12 protein-coding genes are annotated in these 13,068 nt (G+C 68.6%); 6 read left to right on the forward strand and 6 right to left on the reverse strand.

Annotation, left to right across the window (positions count from 1 at the left end; all coding sequences use genetic code 11):
* The first annotated feature begins 39 nt into the window (after nt 1-39).
* The 4 genes from A5732_RS19535 (at nt 40) to pth (ending at nt 3,787) form a co-directional block, all read left to right on the forward strand.
* Nucleotides 40-1,284 carry a cytochrome P450 gene (locus A5732_RS19535; RefSeq protein WP_076103066.1) on the forward strand — a complete coding sequence of 415 codons (1,245 nt, stop codon included), beginning with the start codon at nt 40-42 and terminating at the stop codon, nt 1,282-1,284.
* A complete protein-coding gene (locus A5732_RS19540) occupies nt 1,281-2,150 on the forward strand; it encodes an oxidoreductase (RefSeq protein ID WP_076051189.1) in 870 nt (289 codons plus the stop codon). The genes A5732_RS19535 and A5732_RS19540 overlap by 4 nt, the downstream gene beginning before the upstream one ends.
* Nucleotides 2,151-2,530: 380 nt before the next feature.
* A complete protein-coding gene (locus A5732_RS19545) occupies nt 2,531-3,199 on the forward strand; it encodes a 50S ribosomal protein L25/general stress protein Ctc (protein WP_076051190.1) in 669 nt (222 codons plus the stop codon).
* 12 nt (nt 3,200-3,211) lie between these two features.
* Nucleotides 3,212-3,787 carry an aminoacyl-tRNA hydrolase gene (gene pth / locus A5732_RS19550; RefSeq protein WP_076051191.1) on the forward strand — a complete coding sequence of 192 codons (576 nt, stop codon included), beginning with the start codon at nt 3,212-3,214 and terminating at the stop codon, nt 3,785-3,787.
* Nucleotides 3,788-3,799: 12 nt separating this feature from the next.
* Here pth and A5732_RS19555 read toward each other — a convergent pair whose 3' ends face one another.
* From A5732_RS19555 to A5732_RS19580, 5 genes are all read right to left on the reverse strand, one after another.
* Nucleotides 3,800-5,437 carry a fatty acyl-AMP ligase gene (locus A5732_RS19555; protein ID WP_076103067.1) on the reverse strand — a complete coding sequence of 546 codons (1,638 nt, stop codon included), beginning with the start codon at nt 5,435-5,437 and terminating at the stop codon, nt 3,800-3,802.
* 357 nt (nt 5,438-5,794) lie between these two features.
* Nucleotides 5,795-6,751, reverse strand: coding sequence for a 4-(cytidine 5'-diphospho)-2-C-methyl-D-erythritol kinase (locus tag A5732_RS19565; RefSeq protein WP_076103068.1), 957 nt, complete (start codon nt 6,749-6,751; stop codon nt 5,795-5,797).
* Between the two features lie 60 nt (nt 6,752-6,811).
* Nucleotides 6,812-7,765 carry a 16S rRNA (adenine(1518)-N(6)/adenine(1519)-N(6))-dimethyltransferase RsmA gene (gene rsmA, locus A5732_RS19570; RefSeq protein ID WP_076051194.1) on the reverse strand — a complete coding sequence of 318 codons (954 nt, stop codon included), beginning with the start codon at nt 7,763-7,765 and terminating at the stop codon, nt 6,812-6,814.
* Nucleotides 7,729-8,856, reverse strand: a complete 1,128-nt coding sequence (locus A5732_RS19575) for a resuscitation-promoting factor (protein WP_196770822.1) — start codon at nt 8,854-8,856, stop codon at nt 7,729-7,731. Before A5732_RS19575 ends, rsmA begins: the two co-directional genes overlap by 37 nt.
* Before the next feature lie 158 nt (nt 8,857-9,014).
* Entirely contained in the window at nt 9,015-9,857 is an 843-nt protein-coding gene (locus tag A5732_RS19580) for a TatD family hydrolase (RefSeq protein ID WP_076103069.1), read from the reverse strand.
* A gap of 33 nt (nt 9,858-9,890) precedes the next feature.
* On the opposite strand from A5732_RS19580, the gene metG reads away from it, so the two are divergent.
* Both metG and A5732_RS19590 read left to right on the forward strand, forming a co-directional pair.
* Nucleotides 9,891-11,447 (forward strand): methionine--tRNA ligase, encoded by a 1,557-nt coding sequence (metG, locus tag A5732_RS19585; RefSeq protein ID WP_076051196.1) that lies wholly within the window; start codon nt 9,891-9,893, stop codon nt 11,445-11,447.
* Nucleotides 11,448-11,635: 188 nt separating this feature from the next.
* Entirely contained in the window at nt 11,636-11,998 is a 363-nt protein-coding gene (locus tag A5732_RS19590) for a PAS domain S-box protein (RefSeq protein WP_081389457.1), read from the forward strand.
* Nucleotides 11,999-12,006: 8 nt separating this feature from the next.
* Here A5732_RS19590 and A5732_RS19595 read toward each other — a convergent pair whose 3' ends face one another.
* The gene (locus tag A5732_RS19595; protein WP_076103070.1) at nt 12,007-13,059 is read right to left on the reverse strand and encodes a polysaccharide deacetylase family protein; all 1,053 of its coding nucleotides are present in this window, start codon (nt 13,057-13,059) and stop codon (nt 12,007-12,009) included.
* Nucleotides 13,060-13,068: the final 9 nt, after the last annotated feature.

Here is a 13,068-nt window from a genome sequence, read left to right on the forward strand (position 1 = left end):
CCGCCGGATAGTCGACTCAACCCGACCGAGGAGAACCCGATGACAATCGCCCAAACGGCCACCCGCCCGAACGCTTTCGACGCCGGATTGCCCGTCATTGCCTATGACCACCTCACCGACCCGGACGAGGCGCACCGCATCATCGACCGTGCCCGCGAGCAGTCGCCGATCGCGATCGGCCCGCACGGGCCGGAAGTCCTGAGCTACGGGCTGGTCCGGACCGTATTGCGCGACAGCAGATTCGTCACCGCGCGCGGCCTCGGGCTCGACCTGCAGGGCGTCGCCTCCGGCCCACTGTGGGACCGGGCGATCAGCAACATCCTCGGGCTCGACGGCGAGGCGCATCACCGGCTGCGCCGGCTGGTGTCCAAGGCGTTCGCCCCCCGGGGCGCGGAGCGGCTGCGCCGTCTGGTCGTCGAGATCATCACCGGCCTGGTCGAACCGCTCACCGCCGTGGGCCACTGCGACGTCGTCGTCGACATCGCCCGCCGCTACCCCACGCCGGTCATCTGCGCGCTACTGGGCGCACCGCCCGAGGACTGGCACTTGTTCAGCGACTGGACCGACGACATCAAGAAGATCTTCGATTGGAACGTCGCCGAAGACGGCCCGGCGATCCTGGCCGCGTGGGAGCACCTCGACGCCTACCTCGAGGAGCTGATCGCGCGGCGGCGCGCATCGCTGTCCGACGACCTGATCTCCGAGCTCATCCGCTGCGAAGACGACGGTGATCGGCTGACCCACGACGAACTACTGATGCTGTGCGCGACCCTGCTCGGCGCCGGTACCGACACCACGCGCAACCAGCTGGCCGCCGCGGTGCAGACGCTGGCCGATCACCCCGACCAGTGGGCGTTGCTTGGCCAGCACCCCGAGCTGGCGGCCGGCGCGGTGCATGAGCTGATGCGTTACTCCCCAATCATTTTCGGCACCATCCGCCAGGCCGCCGAGGACGTCGAGCTGGCCGGGTTCTGCATTCCCGCCGGCACCTTGGTGCTCGCCAACACCGCCGCGGCTAACCGTGATCCGAGCGTGTACGACTCACCCGACCGGGTCGACATCACCCGCGACGACCCGCCGGCGATGCTCACGTTCGGCGGTGGAGTGCACTACTGCCTGGGCGCGCACCTCGCGCGCCTGGAACTGACCGAAGCGCTGCGAGTGATCACCGAGCGCATGCCCCATCCCCGCCGAACCGGCCCGGCCCCGTGGAAGGCCGTCAGCGGAATCACCGGGCCCATGACCCTGCCGCTGGAGTTCGATGTCGCTACTGTTCAGTCATGACTGGCTGGACCGCCGCAGATCTACCGTCGTTCGCCGAACGAACCGTCATCATCACCGGTGCCAACAGCGGGTTGGGCGCCGTGACCGCCCGCGAGCTGGCGCGACGAGGGGCCACGATCATCATGGCCGTCCGCAACATCCGCAAGGGCGAGACGGCCGCCAGCCGGATGGCCGGCCAGGTCGAGGTGCGAGAGCTCGACCTGCAGGACCTGTCGTCGGTGCGCCGGTTCGCCGACGGGGTGGGCAAGGCCGACGTGCTGATCAACAACGCCGGGATCATGGCCGCCCCCTTCGCGCTGACGGTCGACGGCTTCGAGACCCAGATCGGCACCAACCATCTCGGTCACTTCGCGCTGACGAACCTGTTGCTGCCCAAGCTGACCGATCGCGTGGTGACCGTGTCGTCGATGGCGCACTGGCCCGGGAGCATCAACCTCGACGACCTCAATTGGCAGAACCGGCGGTATTCGCCCTGGCTGGCCTATAGCCAGTCCAAGCTCGCCAACCTGCTGTTCACCAGCGAGCTGCAGCGCCGCCTCATCGCGGCCGGTTCCCCACTGCGGGCGCTCGCGGCCCACCCCGGCTACTCGCACACCAACCTGCAGGGCGCCTCCGGCCGCAAGCTGGGCGACACGCTGATGTCGGCGGTCACCAGGGTGGTCGCCACCGACGCCGATTTCGGCGCCCGGCAAACGCTGTACGCGGCGTCCCAGAATCTGCCCGGCGACACCTTCGTCGGGCCCCGATTCGGCCAGCTGGGCCGCACCCAACCCGTCGGGCGCAGCCCGCGTGCCCGGGATTCGGCCACCGCCGCGGCGCTGTGGTCGCTGTCCGAGCAGCTCACCAAGACGCAGTTCCCGCTCTGAGCCGCTGATCCCATCGGTCACGTCCGCCACATCGGTCCCTCGGCGGGGTCGATAGGCGTTTTGCCCGCCTTCGCGCGACAACGGGGTGGACCCCCGGCCCGCCCGGCCTGCCGGCGGGGTGGGCCACCGGGCCCAGCCGGCCTGCCGCCGATTTGTCGCTCAAAGGTGGGCACTCGCAACATGCCCCGGGGCGAGTGACGGGTGTGACTCAGGCCCGGCACGGCGGCCGCCGAATTTCCCCTCTGAGGTGCGGATGCGCTAACCTGGCCGGGCGTCACGGCGAGGGTGGCTGGCTGGCCAGCACCGTTATCGACGGAGACCGACGAACGTCGCGATCCTGGCCGTGCCCCGAACACGAGCGAGCACACAGGAGCGACACGATGGCCAAGCAAGCACTCAACCAGTTGAAGGTCGCCGTCCGCGGCGAGACCGGCAAGGGTGCGTCCCGGAGAGCGCGCCGCGACGGCAAGATCCCGGCCGTCCTCTACGGCCACGGCACCGACCCGCAGCACCTGGAACTGCCCGGCCACGACTTCGCCGCGGTGCTCCGGCACGCCGGCACCAACGCGGTGCTGACTCTCGACATCGACGGCAAGGAACAGCTGGCCCTGACCAAGTCGCTGGACATCCACCCCATCCGCCGCACCATCCAGCACGCCGACCTGTTGGTCGTGCGGCGCGGCGAAAAGGTCGTCGTCGAGGTCCGCGTCCTCATCGAGGGCGAGGCCGTGCCGGGCACCCTGGTGACCCAGGACGCCAGCGCCATCGAAATCGAGGCCGACGCCCTGTCGATTCCCGAGCAGCTGACGGTCTCGGTTGAGGGCGCGGAGCCCGGCACCCAGTTCACCGCCGGACAGATCACCCTGCCCAAGGGCGTCACCCTGATCTCCGACCCGGACACCCTGGTGGTCAACGTGGTCACCGCGCCGACGGCCGAGGAACTCGCCGAAGAGGGCGCGGGCGAGGTCACCGAGGAGGCCGCGGCGGTCGAAGGCGAAGAGGAAGCCGAGGCCGGCGAAGAAGAGGCCGCCGAGGCCGAGTCCGAGTAGGCGGATCACAGCGTGGCCGAGCCGTTGCTGGTTGTCGGCCTGGGCAATCCCGGAGACAACTACGCCCGGACCCGGCACAACGTGGGGTTCATGGTCGCCGACCTGTTGGCGGCGCGGATGGGTTCGAAGTTCAAGGCGCACAAGCGTTCCGGCGCCGAGATCGTCAGCGGCCGGCTCGCCGGGCGCTCGGTGGTGGTGGCCAAGCCGCGCTGCTACATGAACGAATCCGGCCGTCAGATCGGCCCATTGGCGAAGTTCTACTCGGTGACACCGGGCGACGTCATCGTCATCCACGACGATCTCGACTTGGACTTCGGGCGTATCCGGCTCAAGATCGGTGGCGGTGAAGGCGGCCACAACGGCCTGCGTTCGGTTGCTAATGCCTTGGGCAGCAAGGACTTTCAGCGGGTTCGCATCGGGATCGGCCGTCCGCCGGGGCGCAAGGATCCGGCGGCGTTCGTGCTGGAGGCCTTCAATGCCGCCGAGCGCGCCGAGGTTCCTACCATCTGCGAACAGGCCGCGGACGCCACCGAGTTGCTGATCGAACTGGGGCTAGAGCCCGCGCAGAACAGCGTCCACGCCTGGTAGCCCGGCCGGCCCTTACTGCGTGACCAGGCTGACTGAGGTCGACCGGCGCAGCTTGCCGGACGGCGTCTTCGGGATGGTCCCCGGACCGAGCACCACCACGTTGCGCGGCCGCACATCGACCTCGGCCACCACCTCTCGGGCGACCTGGTGCTCGATGCGACGCACCTCGGCCTGGTCCTGGAAGGCGTTGGACTCCACGGCCACCGCGAACGTCTCGCGGGAGTGGCCGGCGTCCAGCCGCACCGCGACGGCGCAGCCGGGCCGCACCCCCTCGACACGGCAGGCGGCGCGCTCGATGTCGGTGGGATAGATGTTGCGGCCCGCCATGATGATGACGTCCTTGACGCGGCCGCAGACCACCACGTGGCCCTCCTCGGTCAGGTAGCCGAGGTCGCCGGTGTCGTACCAGCCGTTCTCGTCCTGGGCCGAGATGAAGCCGCCCATGGTGAGGTAGCCGGGCGTCAGCGACTCGCCGCGCAGCTCGATGACACCGACGCCGCGGGCGGGCATCACGTCGCCGTTCTCGTCGATGATGCGCGCCTCGAGGTCGCGCAGCAGCGGGCCGAGCGTGGCCAGCCTGCGGGTGTTGCCCTTGGTTGCGGGTACGGCGCGGCGCAGGGCGGCCAGCAGGTCGGCGTCCACCTCGTCGACCACCAGGCCGGCGTTGCACTCCGAGAACGACACGGCCAGCGTGGTCTCGGCCATGCCGTAGGCCGGCAGAATCGCCGAGGGGTTCAGGCCGAACGGCTTGCCGGCGTCGAGCAGGTCCTCGACGTCGGCGGGCTCGACGGGCTCGGCGCCGGACAGGGCGAACCGCAGCGTTGACAGGTCGAAGTCGCCGGCCTTGGCGTTGCGCCGCAGCCGCTTTGCCAGCAGCGCGTAGGCGAAGTTGGGCGCCGCGGTCATGGTGCCCTTGTACTTGTCGATGAGCTTGGCCCACAGCAGCGTGTCGCGCAGGAAGTCCATCGGCGTGACCTTGACCAGCTCGGCACCGAAGTACATCGGGATGGTGAGGAAGCCGACCATGCCCATGTCGTGGAAGCAGGGCAGCCAGCTGACCATGACGTCCTTGGTGACGTCGTACTGGGCGCCGATGAACATCGCCTCGGCGTTGGAGTAGATGTTGCGGTGGGTGATCTGCACCGCTTTGGGGGATCCGGTCGAGCCACTGGTCAGCTGCATCAACGCGAGCGCATCCTCGCCGACCTCGACGGGTTCGATGGGCTCCGCCGCGAGCAGATCGGCGACGGTGACGACCTTGATGCCCTTCTCCTCGAGCACCGGGATGGCCACCAGGAACGGCTCGGAGATGACGACGGCCTTCGCCTCGATCATGCCGATGACGTTCATGGTGTCCTCGGCCCACACGGCCAGGTCCGTGCGCGGCGTGGGCTGGTGCAGCATGGTCAGGCTGGCCCCGCGCATCCACAGGCCCTGCGCCGTCGGCGCGATCTCCACCGGATAGCCGGCGAGCACGCCGACCGAGTCGTCGGGCCCGATGCCCGCGGCGGCCAGGCCACCCGCGATGCGGCGCGCGCGCTCGTGGACCTCGCCCCAGGTGTGGCGGACCGGTTCGTGGGGTTCACCGGTGACCATGCCCGTCGTCACGGACCGGGCATTGCGGTACATCTTCTCGGTAAACCTGCTCACAAAAGCCTCCTCGGTTCCAGCCCTCGTCCCGATGCCCGGAATCTCATGTTCCGCCCGCCGGGTAACTCTTCGCCGCAAGCACGCAAACACGGTTGGGCGGCGGTTAGGTCTCGGATCGATGACGCGTCCGCCCCCGCCGCGATGCGGCGGCGCCCGATCACCCCATAAGCACGAATCGGGCCGCAGAAACCTTGCCCGGCCCGATGCATTGATCGCCCGCCGGAACACCCGGCGGACGATGGAATTAAGTGATCTTGCTCAACGCTTCCCGTCACCGCGCATGATCTTAAACTCCTCTTAGGGTGGCGCCAAACCAATGCGCGAATTGGGGTGCTTTTCACACCGCCAAGAGTGGCGTCACACCTCGGTCGGTGTGGGGACCACCCGAGCGCCCACCACCGGCCCGCTGGCGACCCGCACCGTGCGGCACACGCCTGCCCCCGACACCTCGGTGCCGACGTCGACCGCGGCGGCCGCCGACGAGCACAGGAAGGCACACGTCGGGCCCGACCCGGACACGATCCCGGCCAGCGCCCCGGCCGCTACGCCGGCGCGCAACGTCCGTCGCAGGGCGGGGTGCAGGCTCACCGCGGCCGCCTGCATCTCGTTGCCCAACAGCGGCGCCAGCTGCGGGGCGTCGCCGGCGGCCAGGGCGGCCAGCACCGGTCCGGGAGCGGGTAGCCGGGGCGGGTCCCCCGCCTCGCGCAGCCGGTCCAGTTCGGCGAAGACGGCCGGCGTCAGCAGCTCACTGTCGGCGAACGCCAGCACCCAGTGGAACGTGTTGCGGGACAACACCGTCGCCAACTCCTCGCCGCGTCCGGTGCCCAGCGCGGTTCCGCCGTGCAGCGCGAACGGGACGTCGCTGCCCAACCGGGCGGCCAGCGCGCGCAGGTCGCGGCGCGGAACGTTGAGTTCCCACAGCGAGTTCATCGCGACCAGCACGGCCGCCGCGTCGGCGCTGCCGCCGGCCATTCCGCCGGCCACCGGAATCGACTTGTCGATGATGATCGACACATCCGGTGCCCGGCCGACGTGTTCGGCCATCAGCTCGGCGGCCTGCCAGGCGAGATTGCGCTCGTCGGCGGGCAGCTTCTCGGCGCCCTCGCCGACGATCTCGAGCGAGAGCACATCGGCATTGCGAACCGTCACCTCGTCGAGCAGCGAAACGGCCTGAAAGATCGTGTTCAGCTCGTGATAGCCGTCCTCGCGGCGGTCGCCGACCGCCAGGTAGAGGTTGACTTTTCCGGGAGCCCGAACGGTGACCGACCCGGTGGGCACCCAAGCCGCGGCGGTGTTGCCGTCAGACGCTGACACGGCAGCAGACTATCGCTGCTGAGAGCCAACCACACGCAACGGCGCCCCGGCGGTCCCCCGTCAGCCGGCCGACGCCCCCTGCTCGGCGCTCCGCGGAGTCGTCTCGGCGGCGCCGTGGGGGCGGTCGGCGGATCGCTGCAACAACCGCACGAAGTCGTCGATCGAGAGCGTCTCACCGCGGCGGGCGGGGTCAATGCTGGCGGCCAGCAACCGATCCGCCGACTCGTTGCCCGAGCCGGCCCAGTCCACGAACGCGTTGCGGCAGGTCTTGCGCCGCTGCCCGAACGCGATGTCGACGAGTGCGAACACCTCGCGACGGAACGCCTCGTCGGCGGGCCACGGCGAGGTCGCGTAGCGGTCGATGCGCACCAGCCCGGAGTAGACCCGGGGAATCGGCCAGAACACGGTCGGCGACACCATGCCGCAACGACGAACCCGGCCGAAGAAGCGCACCTTGACGCTCGGCACGCCGTACTCCTTGCCGCCCGGCTCGGCGGCCAGTCGCTCGGCGACCTCGGCCTGCACCATCACCGTCACGGTGTGAATGGACGGGAACTCGGCCAGCAGGTGCAGCAGCGCCGGGACGGCGACGTTGTACGGCAGGTTGGCGACCACGGCGGTCGGCTGCACCACCAGGTCGTCGCGGCGCAGGGTCAACACGTCGCGGTTGACCACCGTCAGGCGCTGGCTTTCGCTGGTGGAGTGCTCGGCGACGGTCTGGGGCAGCCGTTCGGCCAGCACCGGGTCGATTTCGACGGCGGTGACGGGCGAGCCGCGGTCGAGCAACGCCAGGGTGAGCGACCCGAGGCCGGGCCCGACCTCCAGGACGTGGTCAGACCGGCTCACCCCGGAGGTCGAGACTATCCGGCGCACCGTATTTGCGTCGTGGACGAAGTTTTGGCCCAGGGATTTCCGTGGCCGAAATTCAAGTTCTTTGGCCAGCCGCCTGATCTCGGTACGCCCGAGTAGCCGGATGGTCAGCGTGCACCAGCTCTTCCGCTGCACACTGGCCACGCACCCCAACCCTGGCGCTCTCGGGTCACCTCGGCAACGGTGATCTGCTCCTCGCGGGTGGCCAGGTCGGCGCGCGACGCGAACCGCAAACCGCCGTTGCGCTCCCACGTGCCCTGGTCGAACTGCACACCGCCGTAATACCCGTTGCCGGTGTTGATAGCCCAGTTTCCACCGGCCTCACAGCCCGCGATCGCGTCCCAGATGGAACCGTCGCTGACCGGAGGCACCTCGGTGCCGGGCTTGGTGCCGATGCGGACCACGGAGTCGCGGGCGGGCGTGATCACCGTGTTGGCGATCGGCAGCCGGCCGGTCTCGACGCCGTTGACGGTGGCCACCGAGAAGGTGACGTCCTGCGTGCCCGGGCTGCCCGGATCCTCGACGACCTGGCGGCTCATGTTCATGCCCGGATCGTCGATGCGACGGGCGTTGGGGGGCAGCGGGATCCGCTCGGTCACCTGCTGGATCCGGTTGCGGGTCACCTGGACTTCCATCCCGTCGACGATCGGCGCCGTCGCGGCGGGCACCACCTGGTCGCTGTCGAGCAGCGGCGCGCCGGCGGCGCTCAGCAGGCCGGCGACGTTCGGTGCCGCCAGGTGCACATTGCGGATCGCGCCGGCGTCGTTGATGCGGACGGTCTTGGCGCTGACGACGGGCAGCGCCATTCCGGCCAGCGGAACGCGGCTGCCGCGGTTGGCCGCGGCCGGGGCGGTGTCAGTCATCGCCAGCTGGGCCAGCGCCTCGTCGACGGTCGATGCGGTGGTCCACACCTGCTTGGTGTCATGGCCGTCCAGCGAGATCTGCAGCGGACGGCTGCGCCGCAACACGATCTTGCCGGCGTCGTGCACCGCGACATCCCCGGCGGGATACAGGTCGTCGCGCTCGTCGATGGCGAAACCGTTCTCCTCGACGACGTCGATCACCCGGGACTTCATGGTGGTCACCTGCATCGCGACCCCGTCGACGGTCAACGTCACCGTCTTACACACCGAGACCGCGTATCCGCCCGCGAATGCCAGGACTACCAGCAGCCCTCCGACTACGAGCCGCAACATCGGCGACGGGGACTGATGAAGTTTTGTCAATACACTCAACGCGCGCTACCCAACCCTCAACAACCCACTCATTCAGCAGCAAGTCACAAATTAAGGGCCCATAAGGCCCTACCGTTCGATCACAAGACGGTAACGAACCGGTCACTGTCGGGCAACTCCGACGCGGCGAATTTAAACAATTCGCCAGGTCGTTTACGTCACACGGTGACCAATCCGTACACCCGTCGAGCATTGCCCGTGGTTATCTCGGCCAGCTCTTCCGGGCGACGATCCACCAGTTCGGCGATCGCGCGAACAGTATAAGGAAGGCAATACGGCTCATTCGCCGTCCCCCTATACGGATGGGGCGTCAAGAATGGTGCGTCGGTCTCCACCAGCAGCTGTTCCGGCGGTATCAAGGGGACGGCTTCGCGCAGGGCGTGCGCGTTCCGGAAGCTCGCGGTGCCGGACAGGCTCAGCAGCCATCCGGCGTCCACGCAGCGGCGGGCCATGGCGGCATCCGAGGAAAAGCAGTGGAAGATCACCGCGTCCGGGGCGCCCTCGGCCGCCAGCACGTCGAGCACTTCTGCGTCGGCGTCGCGGTTGTGGATCATCAGCGGTTTGCCACACCGCTTCGCCAGGTCGATGTGCCAGGCGAACGCCTCCCGCTGCACGGCCGGCTCGGCGCAGCCGTCCAGGCGGCCGGGCCAATACAGGTCCAGGCCGGTCTCGCCGACGGCCACCACCCTGGGGTGGGCCACCAGTCGCTCGATTTCGGCGCGGGCGGGGTCGTCGAGCGCGCCGGCCCGGGTCGGGTGCAGGGCCACCGCGGCGTAGACCCGCGGGTCCCACTCGGCGGCGCGGGTGACCCAGCGCGCCGAGTCCAGGTCGTCGGCGATCGTGACGACCGCACCCACCCCGACCGCCGCGGCGCGGTCCACGATGGCCCGCACCCCCTCGGCGTCGGCGGCGCCACACGCATCCAGGTGGGTGTGCGCATCGACGAGCGGGCTCAACGGCTCGGGGGCCGGGGGCGGCCGGCGTTTGGAACTCACGCGCACACAATAGGTCGCCCCCAAATAAGGTTGGGGGCGATGAGGCCCTATTACGTCACCACCGCGATCACCTACCCCAATGGCGATCCGCACATCGGGCACGCGTACGAGTACATCGCAACCGACGCGATCGCCCGGTTCAAGCGGCTCGACGGGTTCGATGTGCGGTTTCTGACCGGCACCGACGAGCACGGCCTCAAGATGGTCGAAACGGCGGCGGCCGAGGGCATCCCGACACCCGAGCTGGCGCGGCGCAACTCCGATGTGTTCCAGCGGCTGCAGGAGCGGTTGAACATCTCCTTCGACCGGTTCATCCGCACCACCGATCCCGACCACCACGAGGCATCCAAGGAGATTTGGCGCCGGATGTCGGCGGCCGGTGACATCTACCTGGACACCTACTCGGGCTGGTACTCGGTGCGCGACGAACGCTTCTTCGTCGAATCGGAGACCAAACTCCTCGAGGACGGGACCCGGCTGGCCGTGGAGACCGGCGCGCCGGTGACCTGGACCGAGGAGCAGACCTACTTCTTCCGGCTCTCGGCCTACACCGACAAGCTGCTAGCCCACTACGAGGCGAACCCCGACTTCATCGCGCCCGACGTGCGGCGCAACGAGGTGGTCAGCTTCGTCTCGGGCGGGCTGCGCGACCTGTCCATCTCGCGCACCTCGTTCGACTGGGGCGTGCAGGTGCCCGAGCATCCCGACCACGTCATGTACGTCTGGGTCGACGCGCTCACCAACTACCTGACCGGGGTCGGCTACCCGGACACGGAATCCGAGCGGTTCCGGCGCTACTGGCCGGCCGACTTGCACATGATCGGCAAGGACATCATCCGCTTCCACACCGTGTACTGGCCGGCGTTTTTGATGTCGGCCGGAATCGAGCTGCCGCGTAGGGTTTTCGCGCACGGGTTCCTGCTCAACCGCGGCGAGAAGATGAGCAAGTCGGTGGGCAACGTGGTCGACCCGATCAACCTGATCGAGGAGTTCGGGGTAGATCAGGTGCGCTATTTCCTGCTGCGCGAAGTGCCCTTCGGCCAGGACGGCAGCTTCAGCGAAGGCGCCATCGTCACCCGGATCAACTCCGACCTGGCCAACGAGCTGGGCAACCTGGCCCAACGGTCGTTGTCGATGATCGCCAAGAACCTCGATGGGGTCGTCCCCGAACCCGGTGAGCTGATTGCCGCCGACACCGAGTTGCTCGCCACGGCCGACGGGCTGTTGGAACGCGTGCGGGCCAGCTTCGACTCGCAGGCGATGCATCTGGGACTGGAAGCGATCTGGCTGATGCTCGGCGAGGCCAACAGGTACTTCTCGGCGCAGCAGCCGTGGGTGTTGCGCAAGAGCGAGTCCCAGGCCGATCAGGAACGATTCCGCACCGTCCTGTACGTCACCTGCGAGGCGGTCCGCATCGCCGCACTCCTGGTGCAGCCCGTGATGCCCGAATCGGCCGGCAAGCTGCTGGATCTGCTCGGCCAGCCGTCAGAGCAACGCGCGTTCGCCGCCGTCGGCACGCGCCTGGCTCCCGGCACGGCGCTGCCCGCTCCCGCGGGTGTGTTCCCCCGCTACCAGCCAATTTCCGAAGTCGAATGATCGCAACGCTCAAAGGCCGGTGAGCAGCGGCCAACGACGCGGACAATTCGATTGACAATTCTGCGAGTTCGTCGACACGGCGAATACTTCTGCGCCGCTTTGGACAAAAGCGTCCAACATAACTTCTCGCATGGACCATAATCTTCGGTGTGGAACGACGCCAGAACAGGCAACAGAGCCAATCGCCGATGACGACCCTGAAGGAGCTGCCCGCACTGGTGGTGCTGGAGCGGATCCCGGTTCCGGTGCTGGCCATCGGCGATGACGGCAGTATCTTGTTCGCCAACACCGCATTTGCCGACATGATGGGCTACGAGCCGGACGAGGCCCTGTCGCTGCGGTTCGAACAGATCTTCCATCAGGCCCCGGCGTCGGATTCGCTGTTGGCGACTGTCCACGCTCTGGCGAACATGGTCGTCGAACTCGCGCACAAGGACGGCTCGGTGGTGCGCGCGATGATGAGCAAGTCCGCCGTGCGGCGGGCCGACGATCAGTTTGCCCTCGCGGCGTTCCAGGATCTGACCGAACAGCTCTGGGAAGAAGCGCGCTAGCGTCCCAGTCAGTGGCGCGAGGCAACGGCCGTCGCGCGCCGGCGGGGCAGGCCGCCGGAGACCATGAGCCGGAAGTAGTCGAACGAGGAATTGCCACCCACCGCCAACCGTGGCAATGCCAGCGGGTCGCAGCGGCGATCGGCGAAGCCCGGCGCGGTGGACAGCGCCCAGCGCACCCCACGGCGGCGCAGCGCGTCCATGGCTCGGGCATCGAAATCCTGCGGCCGGCCGTTCGGGTAGGCGAAAATTGTTGGCGCCAGCCCGGTCTCACGTTCCAGCGCCGCGCAGGAGTCGGCGATCTCCTGCTCCACCTTGTCGTCGGCGCACCGCGCGAGGATGGGGTGGGTGACCGTGTGCGGATACAGCGTCACCAGAGGATCGGCGGCCATCCCCCGCGCTTCGTCCCAGCTGAGCATCCGGAACGGACCGGGGTCGCCGTCGTCGCGGTATCCGAGTGCGGCCAGGACCTCGTCCAGCACCTCGATGCGTTCCGCGTCGGCAAGGTTCTTCAACCCCTCTACGGCGGCGACGTAGACGGCGCCACGTTTGGCGCTGCCGTCGAGCGAGCGCGTCCCCAATCCCAGTGCGGCCAAATCAACTTCGATGGCACTGCTGCGGGCGATCGCGAGCCACAGCCGGTCGGGCCACAAGGTTGCGCCGGTACCGATCGGGCCCGTCGCGAGGAACACCGCCGCGGGCAGGTTCAGCTCGCGCAGCACCGGCAGCGCGTGTGTCGCGAGGTTTCGGGTGCCGTCGTCGAACGTGATCGCCAGCGCGCGCGGCGGCAGCGTCCCGGCGGCAAGGCATGCGAGGGCCTCCTCGAGCGGCAGGACGTTGAAATGCTCACGGACGTAGCGTAATTGGCGGCGATACAGCTCTGCCCCGTTGACATGCCAGCACGGCGGCGACAGCGGGTGGTCCTCCACGCCGTGGAACATGACGATGGCGAGCACATCGCGGTGCCGTCGCCGCGCCAGCGCCGGAACCCCGGCGGCGCACAGTAATCCGGCCGCGATGTTCTTGACGGCCGGGCGCATCAACGCGCTCCTGACCCGTGCCATCAAGCGTCA

Source organism: Mycobacterium colombiense (assembly GCF_001953985.1).
Classification (GTDB): domain Bacteria; phylum Actinomycetota; class Actinomycetes; order Mycobacteriales; family Mycobacteriaceae; genus Mycobacterium; species Mycobacterium colombiense_B.